Source organism: Agromyces terreus (assembly GCF_009749465.1).
Classification (GTDB): domain Bacteria; phylum Actinomycetota; class Actinomycetes; order Actinomycetales; family Microbacteriaceae; genus Agromyces; species Agromyces terreus.
This window is the reverse complement of the sequence record NZ_WBIS01000001.1, coordinates 708,995-732,726: the sequence shown is the minus strand read 5'-3', so window position 1 is coordinate 732,726 and position 23,732 is coordinate 708,995. Positions and strand designations below refer to the sequence as shown.

General features: G+C 68.6%; 20 protein-coding genes and 4 tRNA genes. 5 read left to right on the top strand and 19 right to left on the bottom strand.

Translation table 11 applies throughout. The annotated features are described in order from the left end of the window. Positions 1-562: 562 nt before the first annotated feature. The 11 genes from GQQ92_RS03295 to pdxS all read right to left on the bottom strand — a co-directional run bounded on the left by GQQ92_RS03295 (position 563) and on the right by pdxS (position 11,447). Positions 563-2,818, bottom strand: a complete 2,256-nt coding sequence (locus GQQ92_RS03295) for a RelA/SpoT family protein (protein ID WP_156997769.1) — start codon at positions 2,816-2,818, stop codon at positions 563-565. Positions 2,819-2,889: 71 nt separating this feature from the next. After that, the gene (gene secF / locus GQQ92_RS03290) at positions 2,890-3,906 is read right to left on the bottom strand and encodes a protein translocase subunit SecF (protein WP_156997768.1); all 1,017 of its coding nucleotides are present in this window, start codon (positions 3,904-3,906) and stop codon (positions 2,890-2,892) included. Continuing rightward, entirely contained in the window at positions 3,906-5,639 is a 1,734-nt protein-coding gene (secD, locus tag GQQ92_RS03285; RefSeq protein ID WP_232057459.1) for a protein translocase subunit SecD, read from the bottom strand. Before secD ends, secF begins: the two co-directional genes overlap by 1 nt. 61 nt (positions 5,640-5,700) lie before the next feature. Continuing rightward, positions 5,701-6,108: a preprotein translocase subunit YajC gene (gene yajC, locus GQQ92_RS03280; protein ID WP_156997766.1), complete on the bottom strand. Its 408-nt coding sequence runs from the start codon at positions 6,106-6,108 to the stop codon at positions 5,701-5,703. Positions 6,109-6,180: 72 nt separating this feature from the next. Next, on the bottom strand, positions 6,181-7,218 hold the full coding sequence (gene ruvB / locus GQQ92_RS03275; RefSeq protein ID WP_156997765.1) for a Holliday junction branch migration DNA helicase RuvB: 1,038 nt from the start codon (positions 7,216-7,218) through the stop codon (positions 6,181-6,183). Next, on the bottom strand, positions 7,215-7,844 hold the full coding sequence (gene ruvA, locus GQQ92_RS03270; RefSeq protein ID WP_156997764.1) for a Holliday junction branch migration protein RuvA: 630 nt from the start codon (positions 7,842-7,844) through the stop codon (positions 7,215-7,217). The genes ruvB and ruvA overlap by 4 nt, the downstream gene beginning before the upstream one ends. After that, positions 7,841-8,449: a crossover junction endodeoxyribonuclease RuvC gene (gene ruvC, locus GQQ92_RS03265; protein ID WP_197738047.1), complete on the bottom strand. Its 609-nt coding sequence runs from the start codon at positions 8,447-8,449 to the stop codon at positions 7,841-7,843. The genes ruvA and ruvC overlap by 4 nt, the downstream gene beginning before the upstream one ends. 9 nt (positions 8,450-8,458) lie before the next feature. Further along, positions 8,459-9,220: a YebC/PmpR family DNA-binding transcriptional regulator gene (locus GQQ92_RS03260; protein WP_156997762.1), complete on the bottom strand. Its 762-nt coding sequence runs from the start codon at positions 9,218-9,220 to the stop codon at positions 8,459-8,461. 82 nt (positions 9,221-9,302) lie between these two features. Continuing rightward, the gene (locus GQQ92_RS03255; protein ID WP_156997761.1) at positions 9,303-9,833 is read right to left on the bottom strand and encodes a DUF1697 domain-containing protein; all 531 of its coding nucleotides are present in this window, start codon (positions 9,831-9,833) and stop codon (positions 9,303-9,305) included. Positions 9,834-9,873: 40 nt separating this feature from the next. Beyond that, on the bottom strand, positions 9,874-10,521 hold the full coding sequence (pdxT, locus tag GQQ92_RS16740) for a pyridoxal 5'-phosphate synthase glutaminase subunit PdxT (protein ID WP_232057458.1): 648 nt from the start codon (positions 10,519-10,521) through the stop codon (positions 9,874-9,876). Further along, positions 10,518-11,447: a pyridoxal 5'-phosphate synthase lyase subunit PdxS gene (gene pdxS, locus GQQ92_RS16735; RefSeq protein WP_232057457.1), complete on the bottom strand. Its 930-nt coding sequence runs from the start codon at positions 11,445-11,447 to the stop codon at positions 10,518-10,520. The genes pdxT and pdxS overlap by 4 nt, the downstream gene beginning before the upstream one ends. 43 nt (positions 11,448-11,490) lie before the next feature. Between pdxS and GQQ92_RS03245 the strand changes: the two genes are divergently transcribed. Both GQQ92_RS03245 and pdxY read left to right on the top strand, forming a co-directional pair. Beyond that, the gene (locus tag GQQ92_RS03245; protein ID WP_156997760.1) at positions 11,491-12,879 is read left to right on the top strand and encodes an aminotransferase class I/II-fold pyridoxal phosphate-dependent enzyme; all 1,389 of its coding nucleotides are present in this window, start codon (positions 11,491-11,493) and stop codon (positions 12,877-12,879) included. A 7-nt stretch (positions 12,880-12,886) separates the two neighbouring features. After that, positions 12,887-13,738: a pyridoxal kinase PdxY gene (gene pdxY / locus GQQ92_RS03240; RefSeq protein ID WP_156997759.1), complete on the top strand. Its 852-nt coding sequence runs from the start codon at positions 12,887-12,889 to the stop codon at positions 13,736-13,738. Between the two features lie 75 nt (positions 13,739-13,813). Here the strand turns inward: pdxY and GQQ92_RS03235 are convergent, their stop codons facing one another. Together GQQ92_RS03235 and thrS are read right to left on the bottom strand one after the other, a co-directional pair. Further along, complete coding sequence (locus GQQ92_RS03235; protein WP_197738046.1) at positions 13,814-14,392, bottom strand: HIT family protein; 579 nt, start codon at positions 14,390-14,392, stop codon at positions 13,814-13,816. Beyond that, a complete protein-coding gene (thrS, locus tag GQQ92_RS03230; protein WP_232057516.1) occupies positions 14,389-16,332 on the bottom strand; it encodes a threonine--tRNA ligase in 1,944 nt (647 codons plus the stop codon). The genes GQQ92_RS03235 and thrS overlap by 4 nt, the downstream gene beginning before the upstream one ends. A 366-nt stretch (positions 16,333-16,698) precedes the next feature. Between thrS and GQQ92_RS03225 the strand changes: the two genes are divergently transcribed. Next, complete coding sequence (locus GQQ92_RS03225; protein ID WP_232057456.1) at positions 16,699-18,780, top strand: glycosyl hydrolase family 28-related protein; 2,082 nt, start codon at positions 16,699-16,701, stop codon at positions 18,778-18,780. Positions 18,781-18,850: 70 nt separating this feature from the next. On the opposite strand, the gene GQQ92_RS03220 is transcribed toward GQQ92_RS03225, so the two are convergent. The 3 genes from GQQ92_RS03220 to GQQ92_RS03210 form a co-directional block, all read right to left on the bottom strand. Continuing rightward, positions 18,851-18,922, bottom strand: a tRNA-Val gene (locus GQQ92_RS03220). A 24-nt stretch (positions 18,923-18,946) separates the two neighbouring features. Next, positions 18,947-19,020 (bottom strand) — tRNA-Cys (locus GQQ92_RS03215). Between the two features lie 58 nt (positions 19,021-19,078). Further along, positions 19,079-19,150: transfer RNA gene (locus GQQ92_RS03210), tRNA-Gly, on the bottom strand. A 220-nt stretch (positions 19,151-19,370) separates the two neighbouring features. Between GQQ92_RS03210 and GQQ92_RS03205 the strand changes: the two genes are divergently transcribed. Beyond that, a tRNA-Val gene (locus tag GQQ92_RS03205) sits at positions 19,371-19,443 on the top strand. A gap of 156 nt (positions 19,444-19,599) precedes the next feature. Here the strand turns inward: GQQ92_RS03205 and GQQ92_RS03200 are convergent. The 3 genes from GQQ92_RS03200 to zapE form a co-directional block, all read right to left on the bottom strand. Then, positions 19,600-20,157, bottom strand: coding sequence for a type II toxin-antitoxin system PemK/MazF family toxin (locus GQQ92_RS03200; protein ID WP_232057455.1), 558 nt, complete (start codon positions 20,155-20,157; stop codon positions 19,600-19,602). A 41-nt stretch (positions 20,158-20,198) separates the two neighbouring features. Continuing rightward, positions 20,199-21,419, bottom strand: coding sequence for an ammonium transporter (locus tag GQQ92_RS03195; RefSeq protein WP_156997757.1), 1,221 nt, complete (start codon positions 21,417-21,419; stop codon positions 20,199-20,201). Between the two features lie 186 nt (positions 21,420-21,605). Then, positions 21,606-22,658, bottom strand: a complete 1,053-nt coding sequence (zapE, locus tag GQQ92_RS03190) for a cell division protein ZapE (RefSeq protein WP_156997756.1) — start codon at positions 22,656-22,658, stop codon at positions 21,606-21,608. Between the two features lie 143 nt (positions 22,659-22,801). On the opposite strand from zapE, the gene GQQ92_RS03185 reads away from it, so the two are divergent. Next, a complete protein-coding gene (locus tag GQQ92_RS03185) occupies positions 22,802-23,704 on the top strand; it encodes a sulfurtransferase (RefSeq protein WP_156997755.1) in 903 nt (300 codons plus the stop codon). Positions 23,705-23,732 lie beyond the last annotated feature (28 nt).

The following is a 23,732-nucleotide window of genomic DNA, read 5'->3' as shown; positions in this document are numbered from 1 at the left end:
CTGAACGGCGTCGAGCCGTCATCATGGGAACATGACCAGGCTCCCGTTGGCACTCGGAACCGACGACCTCTCCATCGCCGAACTCTGCGCCGCTCGACTCGACGGCGATCTGCATCGGGTCGCTGATGCTTGGGTGCCGATCGACGAGCCCGATCTTCCCGCCCTTCGCGCGCAGGTGATCGCATCGGGCGCGCCGAGTGACCTCGTCGTCGAGCGGATGTCCGCCGCTTGGGTGCACGGCGCGGTTCTGGCGCCCCCGCGGCGGGCGCAGTTCTGCGTTCCGATCGACGCTCGCGTCGCCATCGACGCGAGCGCGACGTTCGAGTTCCGCGAAGTGCGAATCGCAGGGAACGAGATCGAGCTCATCGGCGGAGTCCGATGCACGAACGCCGTGCGCACCGCCTACGACCTGCTGCGCGACGCGTCGATCGACGACGCGCACGCCGTGAAGATCGTCGCGCACATGCTCACGCAGAGGGCGGATCTCGCGCCGAGCCTGCACGATCGCCTCGACGTCGCACGTCGTATCCCGCACAGGGCTCTGGCCCTGCGGCGTCTGCGCTCAGCCGTCGCTGACGCGGTAGACGTCGTAGACGGCGTCGATGCGGCGCACGGCGTTCAGCACGCGGTCCAGATGGGTGGTGTCGCCCATCTCGAACACGAACCGGCTGATGGCGAGCCGATCGTTCGAGGTCGACACGTTCGCCGAGAGGATGTTCACGTGGTGCTCTGAAAGCACCCGGGTCACGTCGGACAGCAACCCCGCACGGTCGAGCGCCTCGATCTGGATGTGCACGAGGAAGATGCTCTTCGAGCTCGGGGCCCACTCGACGTCGATCATGCGCTCCGGTTCGCGGAGCAACGACTGCACGTTGTGGCAGGTCGCCTGGTGCACCGAGACGCCGGCGCCCCGAGTGACGAACCCGACGATCGCGTCGCCCGGAACCGGGGTGCAGCACCGCGCCAGCTTCACGAGGATGTCGGGGGCCCCTCGAACGAGCACGCCCGAATCGGAATGCCGGGCGATCGCACGAGCGCGCACCGGGATCGGAAGGTCGGGCTCGTCGCCCTCGTCGACGTCGCGCACGAGGGCAACGACCTTCTCCAGCACCGACTGCGTGGAGACGTGTCCTTCGCCGACCGCCGCATAGAGGGCGGAGACGTCGTCGTACCGCAACTGCGCAGCGACCTCGGCGAAGGAGTCCTGGTTCATCAGCTTCTGCAGCGGGAGGTTCTGCTTCCGCATCGCGCGCGCGATGGCATCACGACCCTGCTCGATGGCCTCGTCGCGCCGTTCCTTCGTGAACCACTGGCGGATCTTGTTGCGTGCCCTCGGGCTCTTGACGAATCCGAGCCAGTCCTGGCTGGGTCCGGAATCCGGGTTCTTCGACGTGAACACCTCGACCACGTCGCCGCTGGAAAGCTCGCTCTCGAGCGGCACGAGTCGGCCGTTGACCTTCGCGCCCATCGTGCGGTGACCGACCTCGGTGTGCACGGCGTAGGCGAAGTCGACCGGTGTGGCGCCGGACGGCAGTCCGATCACACGTCCCTTCGGCGTGAAGACGTACACCTCCTTGGCACCGATCTCGAAGCGGAGCGAGTCGAGGAACTCCCCCGGGTCGGCCGTCTCCGCCTGCCAGTCGGAGATGTGCGCGAGCCAGGCCATATCGGTGTCCTGGGTGTTGGGGCCGTCGTCGGTCGTGCGACCGCTGGCCATGCGCTCCTTGTACTTCCAGTGCGCGGCGACGCCGTACTCGGCTCGCTGGTGCATGTCGTGCGTCCGGATCTGGATCTCGACGGCACGGCCCTTCGGGCCGATCACGGTGGTGTGCAGCGACTGGTACAGGTTGAACTTCGGCGTTGCGATGTAGTCCTTGAACCGGCCGGGCAGCGGCGTCCATCTGGCGTGGATGGAACCGAGCACCGCATAGCAGTCTCGCACCGAATTGACGAGGACCCGGATGCCGACGAGGTCGTAGATCTCATCGAAATCGCGGCCCCGCACGATCATCTTCTGGTAGATCGAGTAGTACTGCTTGGGGCGCCCCATGACCTTGCCGCGGATACGCGCGGTCTTCAGGTCGTCGTTGACGAGATCGATGACCTGCTGCACGAACTGCTCGCGCTGCGGCGTGCGCTGGCGCACGAGGCTCTCGATCTCGGCGTACAGCTTCGGGTAGAGCACCGCGAAGGAGAGGTCTTCGAGCTCCCACTTGATCGTCTGGATACCCAGGCGGTGGGCGAGCGGCGCGTAGATCTCGAGCGTCTCGGTCGCCTTGCGCGTCGCCGACGCCGCGGGGACGAATCCCCAGGTACGAGCGTTGTGCAGGCGATCGGCGAGTTTGATGATGAGCACGCGGATGTCCTTGGACATCGCGACGATCATCTTCCGGACCGTTTCGGCCTGCGTCGAGTCGCCGTACTTGACCTTGTCGAGCTTCGTGACGCCGTCGACGAGCATCGCGATCTCATCGCCGAAGTCCGCACGCACCTGGTCGAGCGTGTACGCCGTGTCTTCGACGGTGTCGTGGAGCAACGCGGCGGCGACCGTCTTGGACCCGATGCCGAGGTCGGCGAGGATCTGGGCGACGGCCACCGGATGCGTGATGTACGGTTCGCCGCTCTTGCGCTTCTGCCCTTCATGGGCTCGATCGGCGACGGTGTAGGCGCGCTCGACGACCGAGAGATCGGCCTTCGGATGGTGCATCCGCACGGTGCGGAGCAACGTGTCGATCGCCCCGGACGGCTGAGCTTTCGAGAAGATCCGCGGCACGAGACGGCGCAGCGACGCCGTCGAGTTCGCCCCAGCTTCAGTCATGCGCCCACCTCCGGAACTCAATTATCGTCGCTCCGAGACACCGCCGCTGCCGATCTCGCCGTGGGCGGACATCATGCGGTGGGCTGAGCCTCCGCGATCGCGGAGGCGGCAGCCAGCTCACGCTCCTTGAGCACCTTCTGGTCGTGCCGACGGATCGTCGGCTCGCCCTCTCGCAGCTGCGAGTACATCGGTGCCGCGAGGAACACGGTCGACCATGTTCCGACGAGGATGCCGATGAGCAGCGCGAGCGAGATGTCGCGGAGCGTGTCGGCACCGAGCGCGCCGGCTCCGATGAAGAGGATCGAGGCGACCGGCAGGGCCGCCACCACGCTCGTGTTGATCGAGCGCACCAGCGTCTGGTTGACGGCGAGGTTCACCGACTCGGCGAACGTGCGGCGCGATTCGCTGCCGTCCTGCGCGGTGTTCTCGCGGATCTTGTCGAACACCACGACCGTGTCGTAGAGCGAGTAGCTGAGGATCGTCAGGATTCCGATCGTCGCAGCGGGGCTCACCTCGAACCCGACGGATGCGTAGATGCCGACCGTCAGGATCAGGTCGACCATCAGCGACAGGATGGCGGCGAGCGACATCTTCCAGGTGCGGAAGTAGATCGCCATGATGATGCCCGCCAACAGCAGGAACGCACCGAGTCCGAGGAGCGCCTGCCTGGTGACGTCGGCACCCCAGCTGGGTCCGATAAAGGACGAGGTGACCTCTGACTGGGGCACATCGTAGGCGGCCGCGAGCGACTTGCTGACCGCGAGCGAATCCGCCTGGGAGAGCTGATCGGTCTGGACCCGGATGCCGTCGCCGCCGACGACGGCCACGGTCACCGTCGCATCGGGAACGACCTCGGCGACGGCGTCATGACCGGTTGCGGGATCGGGGTCGGCGACATCCGCGATCTGGAACTGCGAGCCGCCGCGGAACTCGATGCTGAAGTTCACGCCGCGTACCGCGGGGATCAGGATGGCGAGGATGACCAGCGCCGCCGCGATGATGTACCACATCTTGCGGCCGCCGACGAAGTTGAACGAGCGCTTGCCCGTGTAGAGGTCGTTGCCGAACGTGGTCAGACGGCTCGCCATCAGGACTCCTTGCCTTCACTCGAACCGGTACCGACGCCGGCGTTCGCCTTGCGTTCGGCGATGGTCTGTCGACGCTGTGCTTCCTTCGAGCTCGACGCGACCTTGCCTGCCGGCACGGCGACCGGCTTGCGGAACTCCGCTCGCCCGCGGTACACGGCGCCCAACGCGGTCGGGTCGAGACCGGACCACGGGTTGCCGCTCGAGAAGAATCTCGTCTGCGCCAGAAGCTGGAGCATCGGGTGCGTGAAGAGGATCACGACGAGCACGTCGATGATCGTCGTCAGACCGAGCGTGTACGCGAAGCCCTTGACGCTGCCGACCGCGAGGACGAAGAGCACGACGGCGGCGAGCAGGTTGACGCCCTTCGAGGCGAGCACGGTGCGGAACGCGCGCTTCCACCCCGCTTCGACGGCGCCGACCAGCGGCCTCCCGTCGCGGAGCTCGTCACGCACACGTTCGAAGTACACGATGAACGAGTCCGCCGTGAAGCCGATCGCGACGATCAGACCCGCGATTCCGGCGAGCGACAGGCGGTAGCCCTCGCGCCACGAGAGGATCGTGATCATCAGGTACGTGATGATGCCGGCGATCACGAGCGATGCGATCGTGACCGAGGCGAGGGCCCGGTACTGGAAGATCGTGTAGATCACGACGAGCACGAGACCGATGAGGCCCGCGAGCAGACCGGCCTGCAGCTGAGATGTGCCGAGGGTCGGCGAGATCGTCTCGGAGGACTGCACGCTGAAGCTCAGCGGCAGTGCGCCGAACTTGAGCTGGTCGGCCAGGGCCTTCGACGATTCCTGCGTGAAGTCACCGGTGATCTGCGGCCGGCCGTCGGTGATGGCCCCGTTCATCGACGGCGCCGTGAGCACCTGGCCGTCGAGGACGAACGCGAACTGATCGCGCGGGGTCTGCCCGGACATGCCGTACAGGCGCGTGCTGACGGAGGCGAAGTCCTTCGTGCCCTCGTCGTCGAACTGGATGTTCACGGCCCAGGTGCCGGTGCTCGCGCCCGTCGAGGTCGTGACGGTGCCGTTGGTCGCGTCGACGATGTTCTCGCCGCTGGCCTCGACCGGGCCCAAGAGGTACTTCACCGTGCCGGTGCGATCACAGGTGACCAGCGGCTCGTCGGCGGGCGCGACGTTCGTCGCCGCGTCGTTGAGCGTCGAGCAGTCGAAGGTGTCGTACTCGTCTTGGAGTGCCGGAGTGATCCAGGACGGGTCGCTGCCGTCGGTGGGCTCGGCCGTGGGCGTCGACGAGAGCTCCTCGGCGGGCTCGGTCGCCGTCGGATCGTCGCTCGGGCTCACCGAGGACGTCGCGGCGGCGTCGCTCAGGAGCACCGCGCGCAGCTCGAGCTTCGAGGACTGCTCGATGCGCGCACGGGTCTGATCGTCGAGTTCGCCGGGGATGCGAACGACGACGTTCGTGCCCTCGGTGTTGATCTCGGGCTCAGCCACACCCGACGCGTCGACGCGCTGCCTGATGATGGAGACGGCCTGGTCCAGCTGCTCCTGTGTCGCGGTCTGACCGCTCTCGAGCTGCGGCTCGAGGATGATCTGGGTTCCGCCTTCGAGGTCGAGGGCGAGCTTCGGCGTCCATGAGCCGCCGCCCCAGATGACGCCGGCGGCGTTGATGGCGAACAGGCCGACGATGATCACGCCGAGCCAGGTCAGCGAGCGCCATGCCTTACGGACGGACGTCGGGCGCGACGACCGCTTGGAGGGTGCAGCCACGGGTTCTGCTTTCTCTGCAGGAGCCCGCGCGCGAGCGCGGGCCGAGCCTCGGATGGGAGTCTTAGTCGTCCGACTTCTTCTTGAGATCGGTGGCGTCATCGGCCGTGGCCTCGACGATCGGAGCGTCTTCGACGCGCTCACCGAACTCGGGCCCGCCCTCGAGCGTGCTCGGGGCGTCTGCATCGTCGTCGCCTTCGACGGCGACCGGCTCGACGACTCGCGAGACCGTCTGCCGGTGCACGGTCAGAACCGTGCCGGGCGTGGTCTCGAGGAGCACCTGGTTCTCGTCTTCGTCGATCGAGAGGATGGTGCCGAAGACGCCGGAGTTCGTCATCACCTTCGCACCGGGGACCACGCTGGACTGGAGCTTCTGTGCCTCGGCCTGGCGCTTGCGCGAATTGCGGAACATGAAGAAGATCAGGACCGCCAGGACGGCGAGCATGATGATGGTGAACGGATCCAGGGTCATGAGGGGGAAGAACCTTCCGGTGTGCGGTTGACCGCACGACGTCGACGGCGGTGAGGACTGAGCCTCAATGGATTATAGGTCATCGATCGGCAGCGCCGTTTCGCCCGATGCGAGGCCGAAGTGCCGCCATGCCGCCGGCGTCGCCACCCGCCCTCGCGGCGTTCGCGTGATCAGGCCGATGCGCACCAGGAACGGCTCCACGACGGCCTCGATGGTCTCCGCCTCTTCGCCGACCGAGACCGCGAGCGTGTTCAGCCCGACCGGCCCGCCGCCGAACCGCGTCAGGATGATCTGCATCACGGCACGGTCGAGCCGGTCGAGTCCGAGCTCGTCGACGTCGTAGAGGTCGAGCGCGGCGCGCACCGCGGCGACATCCGCCCTCCCGGAATGCACGAGCGCGAAGTCGCGGACCCTTCTGAGGAGTCGGTTGGCGATACGCGGCGTGCCCCGGCAGCGCCCGGCGATCTCGGCGACGGCCTCGCGGTCGATGTCGAGGCCGAGCATCGTGGCCGCGCGCGCGAGCACCTGCTCGAGTTCGGCCTCGTCGTAGAACTCCAGATGCGCCGTGAACCCGAATCGGTCGCGCAGCGGATTCGGCAGCAGTCCGGCGCGGGTCGTGGCGCCGACGAGGGTGAACGGCGAGAGATCGAGCGGGACCGACGTCGCACCGGCTCCCTTGCCGACCATGATGTCGATGCGGAAGTCCTCCATCGCGAGGTAGAGCATCTCCTCAGCGGAGCGCGCCATGCGGTGGATCTCGTCGATGAAGAGCACTTCGCCCGGCACGAGGGAGCTCAGGATGGCCGCGAGGTCGCCGGCGTGCTGGATCGCCGGCCCGCTCGACATGCGGAGCGGCCGGCCGCCCTCATGCGCGACGATCATGGCGAGGGTGGTCTTGCCGAGGCCGGGCGGGCCCGCGAGCAGGATGTGGTCGGGCGTGCGCTGCTGGATCATGGCTGCGGTGAGCAGCAGCTGCAGTTGTCCGCGCACCTTGCTCTGCCCGACGAACTCGCCGAGGCTCTTCGGGCGCAGCGCGCCCTCGAAGGCGAGCTCGGCCTCGGAGGCGAGGACCGGGTCGGTGAGGTCGAGGTCGTCGACGCCGTCGGTCATCGGGCACGCCCGTTCTGCTGCGCGGGACCGAGTCGGGCGAGCGCGAGCCTGAGCACCGCCGGCACCGAGTATGCCTCGGACGCCGGGAGCTCGGCGGTGACCTCGTCGACCGCTTCGGCCGCGGCACGCTCGCTCCAGCCGAGACCCGTGAGGGCGGCGAGCACGCTCTCGGAGACGCCGCCGGCACCGACCGGAGCGGCCCCGGATGTGGCGTCGGCGACGCGAGGCGCGATGAGCTTGCCGGCGAGCGAGACCGTGATGAGCTTCGCGGTCTTGGGGCCGATGCCGCTCACCTTGCGGAACGCCGCGTCGTCATCGGCGGCGATGGCCGACGCGATCTGGGCCGGGGCCATCGCGGAGAGGACGCCGAGCGCCGAACGCGGCCCGACCCCCGTGACGCCGATGAGGAGTTCGAACACGTCGAGCTCGTCACGGGTTGCGAACCCGAAGAGGGTGAGGGCGTCTTCGCGGACGATCAGGCTGGTGTGCACGATCGCCTCGTGCCCCTCGCGCGACGCGAGCACGAGGGCCGGCGTCGTGCTGACCTGGAACCCGACGCCGCCGACGTCGATGACGAGCGTGGTGCCGGCGGCGGCGAGCACTGGCCCGCGAAGCGATGAGATCACTTCTTCAGCCTACGGGCGGCCCCCGACACCGCCGCGGATCGCTCTGCGGCGAGCCATGCCTGTTGCGCGGGCGTCGTCGTCCGCGCGAGCGGCGCGGGCGCCGAGGCATCCGTCACCGCGGCTCCTGCGACGCCGCCGGTACGCCACGCGTGGCAGATCGCGAGCGCGAGCGCATCGGCGGCGTCGGCCGGCTTCGGCACCGCCTCGAGTCCGAGGATGCGGGCGACCATCGCGCCCACCTGCGCCTTGTCGGCGCGGCCGTAGCCCGTGATGGCCGCCTTCACCTCGCTCGGCGTGTGCAGCGCGACGGGAAGTCTGCGCCGCGCCGCGAGCAGCATCGCGACCCCGGAGATCTGGGCCGTGCCCATGATGGTCGACACATCGCTGCGCGCGAACACGCGTTCGAGCGCGACCGCCTGCGGCCGGTGCTCGTCGATGATCGCCTCGAGCCCGTCGGCGATGCGCACCAGGCGATTGGGCGTGTCGAGATCGGCCGGCGATCTCAGGACGACGACGTCGACGAGCTTCGCCGTGCGATTCGGCTCGACGTCGACCACGCCCACCCCGCATCGGGTGAGTCCGGGGTCGATGCCCAGCACCCGCACCGCGATCGGCTACTCCTCGGACTCGAGCTCGGCCTGGACCTCGGCCGAGAGATCGAAGTTGCTGTAGATGTTCTGCACGTCGTCGCTGTCTTCGAGCGCGTCGATGAGGCGGAACACCTTGCGGGCGGTCTCGGCGTCGATCTCGACTTTGAGGTTGGGCACGAAGGCCGCGTCGGCCGAGTCGTAGTCGATGCCGGCCTCCTGCAGCGCGGTGCGCGCGGCGACCATGTCGGACGCCTCGGTGATGACCTCGAACGTCTCGCCCTCGTCGGTGACCTCTTCGGCTCCCGCGTCGAGCACGGCACCGAGGACGTCGTCCTCGCTGAGGCCGTCGGCCTTCGCGACCACGATGACGCCCTTGCGCGCGAAGTTGTAGGCGACCGAACCCGGGTCGGCCATGGTGCCGCCGTTGCGGCTCATGAGCGTGCGGACCTCGGCGGCAGCGCGGTTCTTGTTGTCGGTGAGGCACTCGACGAGCAACGCCACGCCGTTCGGGCCGTAGCCCTCGTACATGATCGTGGAGTAGTCGACGGACTCACCGGTGAGCCCGGCGCCGCGCTTGATCGCACGATCGATGTTGTCGTTGGGGACCGAGGTCTTCTTCGCCTTCTGCACGGCGTCGACGAGGGTCGGGTTTCCCGACAGGTCGGCGCCGCCCATCTTCGCGGCCACCTCGATGTTCTTGATGAGCTTGGCGAACGACTTCGCACGGCGCGAATCGATGATCGCCTTCTTGTGCTTGGTCGTCGCCCACTTGGAATGCCCGGACATGCGTCTCCTGAATCGATTGCTCGTGCGGCCGCTTCACGGCTCGCGCCTCATCATTGTAGGTCAGCGGCGCTTCTCGGGCGGCTCACCCGAGCAGCTTGCGCAGCGTGCGGAGGTTGCGGTTCGTCGTCGTCGGCTTGTACCTCGCCTTCGCGGCGAGCTTGGCGAAGTCGCTGCCGATGCCGCGCTCGCGACGATTGTGCCAGTAGACGACGCCGTCGCCCGCGGCGACCACGTCGTCGGCTTCGTCGAGGTCGGCGGCGGCCTCGAGCAGTTGCGCGAGGTGCGCGGCATCCGATCCGAAGAGGACATACGGATGCCACCCGTCTCGGTGCTCGTCGAAGGGGAAGTCCTCGACCACGCGGGCGAGCTGCTCCCGCGTCAGGAGGACGATCCACGCGTCGTAGCCGAATCGGTCGCCGAGCGCAGCCTCGATGCGGGCCTTGAGCGCTGCGGATGTCTCGGAGCCGTCGTCTTCGAACGCGACGTTGCCGCTCGCGAGCACCGTGCGCACCGAGGCGAAGCCCAGCGTCTCGAAGAGGTCGCGGAGCTCCGCCGACTTCACCGTGATGCCGCCGACGTTCACGCCGCGGAGCAGTGCCACTCGACCGGTCATGCGCTCGACGCTACCCGCGGCCTCCGACCCTCGTCCACAGTCATCGGGCCGCCCGTGCCCGCACCTTCTCGAGGAAGTACTCGTGGAAGCGGTGGTCGCCGGTGATCTCGGGGTGGAAGCTCGTGCCGAGCAGGTTCCCCTGCTCGACGGCGACCACCCGTCCGTCGTCGAGGCCGGCCAGCGCGGTCGCCGCCGGGCCGACCGACTCGACGACGGGCCCACGGATGAACGCCGCGTGCATCGGGGCCTCGCCGAGCACGGGAATGACGAGGTCGGTCTCGAACGACTGGTTCTGCGATCCGAAGGCGTTGCGCCGGACGGCGACGTCGATCCCCCCGAGTGACTGCTGCCCGGCGATGGCGTCGAGCACGGTGTCGGCGAGCATGATCAGGCCCGCGCACGTGCCGTAGACCGGAAGCCCCCCGGCGATGGCGGCCTTCAGCGGTTCCGCGAGGCCGAACATCCGTGCGAGCTTGTCCATGACGCTCGACTCGCCCCCCGGGATCACGAGCCCCTCGACGAGATCGAGTTCCTCGGGCCGCCGGACGAGGTCGACCCTGGCGCCGAGCGCGGTCAGAACCTGTGCGTGCTCGCGGACGTCGCCCTGCAGCGCCAGCACGCCGACGCGGGGGCCGGAGGCGTTCCGGTCCCCCGCGTCGGACGAACCGTTCGGCAGGGCCGCCGTCACCAGCCGCGCTCGGCGAGGCGGTGCGGCGCCGCCAGGTCGGCGACGTTGATGCCGACCATCGCCTCGCCGAGACCGCGCGACACCTCGGCGATGACCGCCGGGTCGTCGTGGAAGGTCGTGGCCTTGACCACGGCGGCCGCCCGCGCCTCGGGGTTGCCCGACTTGAAGATGCCCGATCCGACGAACACGCCGTCGGCGCCGAGCTGCATCATCATCGCGGCATCCGCCGGCGTGGCGACGCCTCCCGCGACGAAGAGCACGACCGGGAGCTTTCCGGTCTCGGCGACCTCGAGGACGAGCTCGTACGGGGCCTGCAGCTCTTTGGCCGCGACGTAGAGCTCGTCCTTCGTCATCGAGCGGAGCACGTTGATCTCGGAGTTGATCTTGCGGATGTGCTTGGTCGCCTCGGAGACGTCGCCGGTGCCGGCCTCGCCCTTCGAGCGGATCATCGCCGCGCCCTCGTTGATGCGGCGGAGCGCCTCGCCGAGGTTCGTCGCGCCGCAGACGAACGGCGTGTTGAAGGACCACTTGTCGATGTGGTTGACGTAGTCGGCGGGCGAGAGCACCTCGGACTCGTCGATGTAGTCGACGTCGAGGGCCTGCAGGACCTGCGCCTCGACGAAGTGCCCGATGCGCGCCTTCGCCATGACGGGGATCGAGACCTCGGCGATGATCGCGTCGATGAGGTCGGGATCGCTCATGCGGGCGACCCCGCCCTGCGAGCGGATGTCGGCGGGGACGCGCTCGAGGGCCATGACCGCCACGGCGCCGGCGTCCTCTGCGATGCGCGCCTGTTCGGTGGTGACGACGTCCATGATGACGCCGCCCTTCAGCATCTCGGCGAGGCCTCGCTTGACGCGGCTCGAGCCCGTCTCGGATACGGTCACGGTGGAGTCCTTTCGGGCGGTCGCGCGATCGTCGCGCATCAGAACAGGCCAACGGAACCATTGACCTAGGCCAAAAGATAGCATGGCCGGAGACACGAAGAAGGGCGGTGACGACATCATCGGAATCGAAGGACGATCGGCGGCCGAGATCGCCGACAGCCTGCGCACCCTCGTCGAACGCGGCGCGCTCCGCCCGGGTGACGCGCTCCCGTCGGTGCGCGCGCTCGCCGAGCAGCTCGGCGTGAACCGCAACACCGCCGTCGCCGCGTACCGACAACTCACGAATGCCGGCATCGTCGTCACGCGCGGGCGCGGCGGCACCCGCGTGGCCGGCGCCGCCTCGGTCGCCCAGGAGGGCTTCGCCGCCGAGACCGCGCTGCGCGACATCGGCACGGGCAACCCCGACGCGCGTCGTATCCCCGACGCCTCGGTCGCGCTCGCGAGCATCGCACGTCGGCCCGTGCTGTACGGCGAGCCCGTGATCGACCCCGACCTCGACCGGTGGGCGCGGGGCTGGATGAGCGAGAGCCTCCCGAACGGGACCCCGATGCGGCTCACGGTGACGAGCGGCGCGGCCGACGCCATGGAGCGCCTGCTCACCCAGGCGCTCACGCGCGACGACGCCGTCGCCCTCGAGGACCCGTGCTTCCTGACCAGCATCCACACCGTGCGCGTGGCGGGCTACCGCCCGGTACCGGTGCCGGTCGACGAGGAGGGGATGACCGTCGCCGGGCTCCGATCCGCCCTCGACCAGGGCGTCCGCGCCGTCATCTGCACGCCTCGTGCGCAGAACCCCACCGGCGCCGGACTCACCGCCCGGCGCGCCGCCGAACTGCGGGCGGTGCTGCGCGAGCATCCGTACGTGCTCGTGATCGAGGACGACCACTACTCCCTGCTCTCGCAGCTGCCGTACCACTCGCTCATCGACGCCGGGCATCGACGCTGGGCGCTCGTGCGTTCGGTGTCCAAGTTCCTCGGGCCCGACATGTGCCTGGCGGTCACCGCGTCCGACCCAGAGACCGCGGATCGCCTCGCGATGCGGCTGACCCCCGGCACCACCTGGGTGAGCCACCTGCTGCAGCGCCTCGTGCACGCCCTCGCGACCGATCCGGGCGTCGCTGCGGGCATCCGGGCAGCCGGCGAGCACTACGCGGAACGGAACGCCGTGTTCGCAGAGCTCTTGACCGCCGAGGGGCTCCCGACCGTCCCATGCGACGGACTCAACGTGTGGGTCCCGCTCGGCGCGCCCGCGCGCGCCGTCTCCGAGCAGCTCATGCGACGCGGGTGGCTCGCCCGACCCGGCGACGAGTTCGCCCTCGGCGACCACGGCCCCTCGCAGCACCTGCGGCTGACGGTTCACGACCTCGACGACGCCGACCTCCGCAAGCTGGCGGCCGATCTCGCCGCATCCGTGCGGACGGCGCAGGCGAACGACCGCGTCGCGAGCCGAGCCGGCCCGGAAGTGCGATGATCGACCGGTGAAGATTCTCTCGATCCAGTCGGCGGTCGCCTACGGCCATGTCGGCAACTCCGCCGCCGTGTTCCCGCTCCAGCGCATCGGCGTCGAGGTGCTGCCGGTCTACACCGTCAACTTCTCCAACCACACCGGCTACGGCGCGTGGCGCGGCCCGATGATCTCCCCCGACGACGTGCGCGAGGTCATCGCCGGCATCGAGGACCGTGGCGCGCTGCCCGGCATCGACGCGGTGCTCTCGGGCTATCAGGGCGGGGAGGGCATCGCCGACATGATCCTCGACGCCGTCGCCCGCGTGAAGGCCGCGAACCCCGACGCCATCTACGCCTGCGACCCGGTGATGGGCAACGCGAAATCCGGATGCTTCGTGGCGCCCGCCATCCCGATCCTGCTCCGCGACCGCGTGGTGCCCGCCGCCGACCTGATCACGCCGAACCAGTTCGAGCTGGGGTTCCTCACCGACACCGAACCCGACACGCTCGAGTCGACGCTCGCCTCGGTCGACCTCATCCGTGCCACCGGCCCGTCGATCGTGCTGGTCACGAGCGTCGAGCGCCCCGACCGCGAAGAGGGCACCATCGAGATGCTCGCGGTCGACGACCACGGCGGGTGGATCGTGCAGACTCCCCTGCTGCCGATGAAGGCGAACGGCTCCGGCGACGTGAGTGCGGCCCTGTTCACCGCCCACTACCTGCGCACGCGCGACGCGGCCGACGCCCTCGCACGCACGACGTCGAGCGTCTTCGACCTGCTCGAGCGCACCCATGCATCGGGCGAGCGCGAGCTGCAGCTCGTCGAGTCGCAGGAGGCGTACGCCCACCCGCGCATGCAGTTCGGCGTCCGCCAGGTGCGCTGAGTCGCGGCATCCGCTCGCCCCTCGTCGCGCACCGGTCGCGATCGTCAGTCGGCGAGCGGATGCCGCGCCGGCACGTCAGGCCGACGGCCACGCCCCGGCGACGGCTTCGCGCACCTCGCCGAGCAGCTGCGGCAACGCCTTGGTGCGCGCGATGATCGGGAAGAAGTTCGCATCAGACGCCCAGCGCGGCACGATGTGCTGGTGCAGGTGCTCGTCGACGCCGGCGCCCGCGACGGCGCCCTGGTTCATGCCGATGTTGAACCCGTCGCACCGTGAGATCTCGCGGAGCACGCGCATGCCGGTCTGGGTCAGCTCGGCGATCTCGGCGACCTCCTCGGCGGTGGCCTGGTCGTAGGTCGCGATGTGCCGATAGGGGCACACCAGCATGTGCCCCGAGTTGTAGGGGAACAGGTTCAGCAGCACGTAGGCGGTGCGTCCGCGGTGCACGATGAGCCCATCGGCGTCGGACTTCTCAGGCGCGGCGCAGAACGGGCACGCGGCCCGCATGGCATCGGCGCCGGCGTTGATGTAGGCCATGCGGTGCGGTGTCCAGAGGCGTTGGAACGCATCGGGCACTCCGGGAAGCGTCGCCGCGTCGACGAGCTCGGATTCCGCGCCGGCGGCGGCATCCGAGTCCGACGACGGATCGGTCACGCGAGGTCCTCGGCCGTGTTGACGAGCTTCTTGGAGGCGATCGCGCCGAGGATGAGCGCGACGGCTTCGTCGATGGGCACGCCGTTGGTCTGGGTGCCGTCGCGGAACCGGAACGAGACGGTCTCGCCCGATCGGTCCTGTTCGCCGGCGATGAGCTGCACGGGCACCTTCTGCGTGGTGTGCGTGCGGATCTTCTTCTGCATCCGCTCGTCGCTCGCGTCGAGCTCGGCACGGACGCCCGAGGCGCGGAGCTGCGCAATGATCGCACCGAGGTACGGCGCGAACTCCTCGGCCACGGGGATGCCGACGACCTGCACGGGCGCCAACCACACCGGGAACGCCCCCGCGTAGTGCTCGAGCAGGATCGCGAAGAAGCGCTCGATGGAACCGAAGAGCGCCCGGTGGATCATGATCGGCCGGTGCTTCTCGCCGTCGGGCCCCATGTACTCGAGTTCGAAGCGCTCGGGCAGGTTGGGGTCGACCTGCACGGTCGAGAGCTGCCAGGTGCGACCGATCGCGTCCCGCGTCTTGAGGTCGATCTTGGGGCCGTAGAAGGCGGCCTCGCCGGGCACCTCGGTGAGCTTGAGCCCGCTGGCAACCGCGACGTTGCGCAGTGCGTTCGTCGAGTACTCCCAGAACTCCTCGGTGCCGATCCACTTGGACTTCTCGTCGTCGCGCATCGAGAGCTCGAGTTCGAAGTCCTCGAGGCCGAAGTCGCGGAGCATCGAGATCACGAACTCGAGCACGCGCGCGGTCTCCTCCTCGAGCTGCTCGGGGGTCACGAACAGGTGCGAGTCGTCCTGCGTGAAGCCGCGCACCCGCGTGAGGCCGTGCAGGGCGCCCGAGAGCTCGTTGCGGTAGACCGTGCCGTTCTCGGCGAGCCGCATGGGCAGGTCGCGGTAGCTGCGCGCGCGCTCCTTGTAGATGAGGATGTGCATCGGGCAGTTCATGGGCTTCAGGTAGTAGTCCTGGCCCTGCTTGGTGACGTTGCCGTCGGCGTCGCGCTCCTCATCCATGACGATGGGCGGGAACATGCCGTCCTTGTACGTGACGAGGTGGTTCGAGGTGAGGAAGAGATCCTCCTTCGAGATGTGCGGCGTGTAGACGTAGGTGTAGCCGCCCTCGATGTGACGGCGACGCGCGTGCTGCTCCATCTCGCCGCGGACGACACCGCCCTTGGGGTGCCATACCGACAGGCCGGATCCGATCTCGTCGGGGAACGAGAAGAGGTCGAGGTCCTTGCCGAGCTTGCGGTGGTCGCGCTTCGCGGCCTCCTCGAGGCGCTGCTGGTAGGCGCGAAGTTCGTCCTTCGTGGGCCACGCGGTGCCGTAGATGCGCTGGAGCTGCGGGTTCTTCTCGCTGCCGCGCCAATAGGCGCCCGCCACGCGCTGGAGCGCCCAGCCGTTGCCGATCATGCGGGTGTTCGGCAGATGCGGGCCGCGGCAGAGGTCCTTCCAGAGGACGTCGCCGGTCTTCGGGTCGACGTTGTCGTAGATGGTCAGTTCGCCGGCGCCGACTTCGACGTTCTCGTGGTCGTCGCCGGAGCCCTTGCCGTGTCCGCCGGAACCCTTGAGGCCGATCAGCTCGAGCTTGTACGGTTCGTCGGCGAGCTCCGCACGGGCCTCGTCGTCGCTCACGACGCGGCGCACGAAGCGCTGGCCCTGACGGATGATGCGGGCCATGGCCTTGTCGAGCGCCTTGAGGTCGTCGGTGCTGAACGCCTCGGCGACGTCGAAGTCGTAGTAGAACCCGTCGGTGACGGGCGGACCGATGCCGAGCCTGGCATCGGGGTTGATCGACTGCACGGCCTGGGCGAGCACGTGGGCGGCGGAGTGCCGCAGGATGTTCAGCCCGTCGGGCGAGTCGATCGTGACGGGCTCGACCTCGTCGGCATCCGTCACCGTCGCGGCGAGGTCTTTCAACTCGCCGTTGACGCGCATCGCGACAACGGAACGATCGGTGAAGAGCTCGAAACCGTCGGCCACTGTGAACCACTCCCTGCGTGTTGAGATGAACCCTTCAACTGTAGTGCGGCGCAGGAGGCCGGCCTCGCGCCTGCGCGGTGCGGCCGCGTACGAGCCCCGGCACGAGGCATCCGTCGTTCACCGCTTGCGTCGCATCTTGCAGTCGACGGATGTCTCGTGCCGCGCGCTTGCGGCCGATTGCGCGCTCTCACGCAAGAACTCGACAATCTCTCGACATTCGGCCATCAACTCTTGTCGGCGTCCCGCACACGGCCATACATTCACCTCATCCGCCGGGTCGAGGCCCGCGCATCCCACGCAATCGAGAGGAACGAGTCGACGATGACCCGTGACATGCTCCACCCCGCGCATCCGCGCCCGTCGCACGAACGCCGCACGAGCCGGCGCCGGCGCTTCGCCGCGGCCCTGACGATCCCCGCGATCGCCCTGGCGGGCGCGATCTCCGGACCGATCACGGCCTCGGCCGCGACCTCCGCACCACCGCCGGTCGTCACCCGCGCCGCGATCGATCCCGCGCTCGTCGCCGGACGCGGCGCCGACGTCGACTTCATCGAGCAGGAGGCAGAGAACGCGGTGCACACCGGCACCGTGATCGGCCCGGGCCGCGACGCCTACACGCTGCCCTCGGAGGCGTCCGGCCGCAGCGCCGTGCAGCTCGCGCCGGGGCAGTACGTCGAGTTCACGCTGCCGGCGGCCACGAACGCGATCACGGTCAGGTACAGCATCCCCGACGCGCCGGGCGGCGGCGGCATCAAGGCCCCGCTCGCCGTCTCGGTCAACGGCGGCAAGGCGCAGACCATGACGCTCACCTCCGAGTACTCCTGGCTCTACAACCAGTACCCGTTCACGAACGACCCGAACGCCGGACTGCTGCACCCCGACTGGTGGGTCACCGAATGCGGCTGCGTGCCCGGCGAGGGCTATGAGGTCGAGAAGCCGTTCCGTCCGATGCACTTCTACGACGAAGAGCGGATGCTGCTGCCGAAGACGTACCGGGCCGGCGACGTGATCCGCCTGACCGCGCCGAAGACCACGAACGCGTCGCTCACGACGATCGACCTGATCGACACCGAGCGCGTCGGGCTTCCGCATGTCCGTCTCAAGGCCGCGAACGTCCTCCTGTTCGGGGCCGACCCGACCGGGCGCCGCGACGCGGCGGGCGCGTTCGACCGGGCCATCGCCTTCGCGAAGAAGCACCGGCTGCCGGTCTACGTGCCGCCGGGCGTCTTCTCCATCAGCAGGCACGTCATCGTCGACGATGTCACCATCGAGGGCGCGGGCAACTGGTACACCGTCATCCGCGGGCGCGAAGTCGCGCTGAGCTCCCCCGCACCCGACGGCTCGGTGCACACCGGCGTCGGCTTCTACGGCAAGGATGCCGCGAGCGGCGGCAGTTCGAACGTGCACCTCTCGGGCTTCGCGATCGAGGGCGACGTGCGCGAACGCATCGACACGGACCAAGTGAACGGCATCGGCGGCGCGATGAGCGACTCGAGCATCCGCGGCCTGCACATCCGGCACACGAAGGTCGGCCTCTGGTTCGACGGCCCCATGGACGGACTCGTCGTGGAGGACAACATCGTGGTCGACCAGATGGCCGACGCCCTCAACTTCCACACCGGCGTCACCGGATCCGTCGTCGCGAACAACTTCATCCGCAACACCGGCGACGACGGTCTCGCGATGTGGTCGGAGCACCAGGCGAACGCGGGCAACACATTCGAGCGCAACACCGTGCAGTCCCCGTCGCTCGCGAACGGCATCGCGATCTACGGCGGCACCGACACCACCGTCTCGGGCAACCTCGTTGCGGACCCCGTGCGCGAGGGCAGCGGCATCCACGCCGGGTCCCGATTCGGTGCGGAGCCGTTCACGGGCTCCCTCGCGATCACCGACAACTCGACGGTCCGCTCGGGCACCTACGAGCTGAATTGGAACATCGGCCTCGGCGCGATCTGGTTCTACGCCCTCGACCGCTCGATCGACCAGGCCGACATCGTCGTCAGCGGCGACCACTTCCTCGACAGCACCTACAGCGCGATGATGCTCGTCACGGAGTGGGGCGTGAAGGACCAGTACCGCATCGACGGCGTGCAGTTCCGGGGCATCCGAGTCGATGGAACCGGCACCAACGTCGTCAGCGCTCGATCCTCCGGCTCGGCGAGCTTCGAGAACGTCGACGTCAGGGGGGTCGGCCATTGGGGCGTGAACAACTGCGGTGCGTTCAACTGGGACTGGGAGAACGGTTCCGAGTTCACACTCGCAGACCTGGGCGGCAACGACGGCGTGGATGCGAACGAGTTCCACCCCGGCACGCCGTGGCTCGCGCCCTATCTGCCGAACCTCATCACCTGCAACGACCGCCCGCCGGTGGTCGCTCCCGCGGCGCCGTCGCCCTGGTGAGGCGCGGCGCGACCACCACCGTGAGGTGAGACGCGAACAGCCCCGGCTCGATGAGCCGGGGCTGTTGTCGTGCGCGATACTGGGATCGAACCAGTGACCTCTTCCGTGTCAGGGAAGCGCGCTACCGCTGCGCCAATCGCGCCTGTTCAGGCTATGAAGTTGTGCGTGGAGGTGGATACGGGATTCGAACCCGTGTATACGGCTTTGCAGGCCGCTGCCTCGCCTCTCGGCCAATCCACCGTGTATGGGTTCTCCACCAAAAGAACAGGACCCATGCTTTCGCCCAGATCCTGATCAGAGCGGATGACGAGATTCGAACTCGCGACCCTCACCTTGGCAAGGTGATGCGCTACCACTGCGCCACATCCGCATTCGCTTTCGCATTTCTGCGTGCAGAGAGACTCTAACCGATACTCCGAGCGATTCACAAACCGAGCGCCGTCCACCTGATGTTCACCCCGGTCCGGCCCGGATTCCGGCCGCGAATCCCGGGCGTGTCACGTCCAGAGGCCCCTCCTCGATGTGCATTCGCCGCCGATCGTCCGCTAGTATCGAGTCCGCGGTCACCCCGGTGAACGTGAATCACACATGGGCGATTGGCGCAGCTGGTAGCGCGCTTCCTTCACACGGAAGAGGTCGTCGGTTCGAGCCCGGCATCGCCCACGAACGCCCCCACTCCACTGGGGGCGTTCTTTCGTTCCCGCTCGTTTCACGCGCGGTTGCGACCTGCTCTCCATGCGGATCCTGCCTCGACACGCACGCCGCGAAACCGCCTCGGATCCGTCGCAGGACCGGCCGCAGCTCAGGACCACCCGGAGCTCAGGACCACCCGTAGCGCGCCGCGATCGCCTCCGCCAGCCGCAGGTACCTCGCGGCATCCAACGACGCCGCCTCGCGGCGCATGCCGGCCGCGTGCACGACGAAGACCCGATCGATGTTCGCCCAGCTCGGGCGGCCCGCGGAATCCCATGCGCCCGTTCCGAGCGGGACGAAGTCATGAGAACCCCCGTGCGCCTTGCTCGTCAACTGCACGGCCAGGAAGGACTCCGCGCCGGACGCGGCGATGATCACCACCGGGCGGTCCTTGCCGCGCCCGTCGCGCTCCTCGTACGGCACCCAGGTCCAGACGATCTCTCCGGGATCCGGCGCACCGTCCTTCGACGGCGAGTACGACAGCCGCACGCCGCGGAGCCGGTCGGGATCGATCTCGACGGTGGCCGCGGGGCCGTTCCGCCCGGGTGAGAGCAGGTCGGTGGCCACCGAAGCGGAGCCCGCGGCATCCGACCTCGCACTGGACCCGGAAGCCGCTCCCGCCGAACCGAAGATGCCGCCGAACACGCGACGAAGGGCGGTGAGGAAGCGGCCGGTGTCAGTCACACCCGCACACTACCCCACCGCCCTCGCGGTGATTCAGTCGATCAGACGGTCTCGAGCTTGTAGCCCTCTTCACCGTGCACGACGGTGTCGATGCCCGCGATCTCGTCCTCGTTCTTCACGCGGAAGCCGATCGTCTTCTCGATCGCGAACCCGAGCACGAAGGCCACGATGAACGAGTAGAGCAGGACCGCGACGGCCGCGATCGTCTGCACCGCGAGCTGGCCGAAGTCGCCGCCCGTGAAGAGGCCCGTGCCGATGGCGAAGAAGCCGAGGTACAGCGTTCCGATGAGGCCGCCGACCAGGTGGATTCCGACCACGTCGAGCGAGTCGTCGAAGCCGAGCTTGAACTTGAGCTCGATCGCGAGGGCGCAGACCGCGCCGGCAACGGCGCCGAGCAGCAGGGCCCAGCCCGGTTCGAGGTTCGCACACGCGGGGGTGATGGCGACGAGACCGGCGACCGCGCCCGAACCGGCGCCGACCGACGTGGGCTTGCCGTCCTTGATCTTCTCGACGACGAGCCAGCCGAGGATCGCAGCGGCCGTGGCACCGAGCGTGTTGAGCATGATGAGGCCCGTGTTGGCGAGGCCGTTGAGCCACTCGGCGCCGGCGTTGAAGCCGAACCAGCCGAACCACAGCACTGCGGCTCCGAGGAGCGTCAGCGGCACGTTGTGGGGCTTGTCCATGCCCTTCTGGAACCCGACGCGCTTGCCGAGCACGAGCGCGAGGGCGAGGGCCGCCGCACCGGCGTTGATGTGGACCGCGGTGCCGCCGGCGTAGTCGATGACCGCGGGGAGGCCGAGGCTCTCGCCGAGATTCAGGATCCAGCCGCCGCCCCAGACCCAGGCCGCGACCGGGAAGTAGACGAGGGTCGCCCAGATGCCAGCGAAGATCAGCCAGGAACCGAACTTGGCACGGTCGGCGATGGCACCCGAGATGAGCGCGACCGTGATGATCGCGAAGGTCGCGCCGAATGCGACGCCGATGAGGTCGGTGTTCGCCGACTCACCCGTTGCGAGCGACCCGAGGCCGAAGTCCGAGAACGGGTTGCCCGCGAAGTCCCAGACGCCGCCCACGGCGCTCATGTTGAAGCCGTACAGCACCCAGAGCACGCTCACGAGCCCGAGTGCGCCGAAGCTCATCATCATCATGCTGACGACGCTCTTCGCTTTGACGAGGCCGCCGTAGAAGAAGGCGACGCCCGGCGTCATGAACAGCACGAGCGCTGTGGCCGTGATGGCCCAGGCAATGCTTCCCGTATCCATTGGAATTCCTCACACCTCGGTGAATCTGCAGGGGACATACCGCGAGGATGACGGGGGTGTCGGTCTCGGGTACTGCGATCAGACTGGTGCGAGGAGGTTTCCGGCACGCTACAACGGGTGTTTCGCGTCGGTTACGAAGACCGACGTCGTGTAACGAGCGTGTTTCGGGATGCCGCGAGGTCGCCGTCAGTCGTGCGGCGGAAGTTCGCCCGTGGTGAGGGCGATCATGCGGCTCATCGCACGCAGGTACTTCTTGCGGTACCCGCCGCCCATCATGTCGGCGTCGAAGACCTGGTCGAGCGGGATCCCGCTCGCGATGATCGGCACCTCGGCGTCGTAGACGCGGTCGATGAACGCCACGAGGCGCAGGGCCGCGTTCTGGTCGGAGAGTTCGTGGACCCCCTCCAGTGCGATGAACTCGACGCCGGAGAGCAGCTTGACGTACTTCGAGGGATGCACCGTGGCGAGGTGGGCGATGAGCGCGTCGAACGCGTCGAACGAGACCCGGTGGCCGCGCTCTGCGAGCGCGTTCGCCATGCGCCCCACGGCCGCGTCGTCGTCGATCGCGGATGCGCGGCCCTCGGTGTCGCGACGTCGATAGTCGAGCCCGTCGATGCGGAGCGTCTCGAAGTTCGCCGAGAGCGCGTGGATCTCGCGGAGGAAGTCCGCCGCGGCGAACCGTCCTTCGCCGAGCGCGTTCGGCGGCGTGTTCGAGGTCGCCGCGACGCGGGTCCCGCCCGCCATGAGCTCGCCGAGGAAGCGGGTCATGAGCATCGTGTCGCCCGGATCGTCGAGTTCGAACTCGTCGATGCAGATGAGTCGGGCCCCCGTCAGCAGCTTCACCGCGTTGGCGTAGCCCAGCGCGCCCACGAGCGCCGTGTACTCGATGAACGTCCCGAAGTACTTCGGTCCGGGCGCGATGTGCCAGAGCGAGGCGAGCAGATGGGTCTTGCCGACGCCGAACCCGCCGTCGAGATAGACGCCGGGCAGCTCGGCCTTCGGCCGGCGGTTGCGGGAGAAGAACCCGCCGGGTCGCTGGGCGCGCCAGACGGCGGCGAACTCGCCGAGTCGCTCGAGCGCGGCCTGCTGCGACGGGAAGTCGGGATCGGGCCGATACGACTCGAACGACGCGTGCTCGAACTGCGGCGGCGGGCTCAGCTCGGAGGCGATCTCCTCCGCCGAGATCGACGGGTTCCGCTCGACGAGTCGGATGAGGGCATGGCTCGATGCCGTGGTCATGCGTGAATGGCTCCCGTGTTGCACCGGATGACCGGCGTGGCGACTCCCGTCGGCACGCCGCGTAGATTCGAGGTGGATCAGGCCACCAGCCTAGACCGCGCACGTCACGCAGCCGTCCGACCGGACGATCACAGGAGGTCCACATGAGCGTCGAGCCAGACACCGGATCCGGATTCGCGCAGTACGCGAATCCCGAGCGCCTCGTCAGCACGGGCTGGCTCGAGGCCAACCTCGGACGCCCGGGACTCGTCGTCGTCGAGTCCGACGAGGACGTCCTGCTCTACGAGACCGGCCACATCCCCGGGTCCGTGAAGGTCGATTGGCACACCGACCTCAACGATCCCGTCGTTCGCGACTACATCGACGGAGCGCGCTTCGCCGCCCTCGTGGGCGGCAAGGGCATCTCCCGCGACTCGACCGTGGTGATCTACGGCGACAAGAGCAACTGGTGGGCGGCCTACGCGCTCTGGGTGTTCACCCTGTTCGGGCACCCCGACGTCCGCCTCCTGGACGGCGGCCGCGACCTCTGGATCGCGGAGGGACGCGAGCTCACGACGGATGCCTCGACCCCCGTTCCCGTGGAGTACCCGGTCGTCGAACGGGCCGACGGCGCGATCCGTGCCTACAAGGAGGACGTCCTGGCGCATCTCGGCAGCCCGCTCATCGACGTCCGCTCCCCAGAGGAGTACTCCGGTGAGCGCACGAGCGCACCAGCCTACCCCGACGAGGGCGCGCTCCGCGCCGGCCACATCCCGACGGCGGCTTCGGTGCCCTGGGGTCGCGCCGCAGCGGCCGACGGCACGTTCCGGAGCAGGGCGGAGCTCGACGCGATCTACCGCGACGAGGTCGGCCTCGACGACGGCGACGCGGTCATCGCCTATTGCCGCATCGGCGAGCGTTCGAGCCACACCTGGTTCGTGCTGAAGCACCTGCTCGGCTTCGAGGACGTGCGCAACTACGACGGCTCCTGGACCGAGTGGGGCAGCGCCGTGCGCGTGCCGATCGCCACCGGCATCGAACGCGGCGAGACGCCGGCTCGTTCCTGAGCCTCCGCGTCCGCGACCTCCCTCCGCC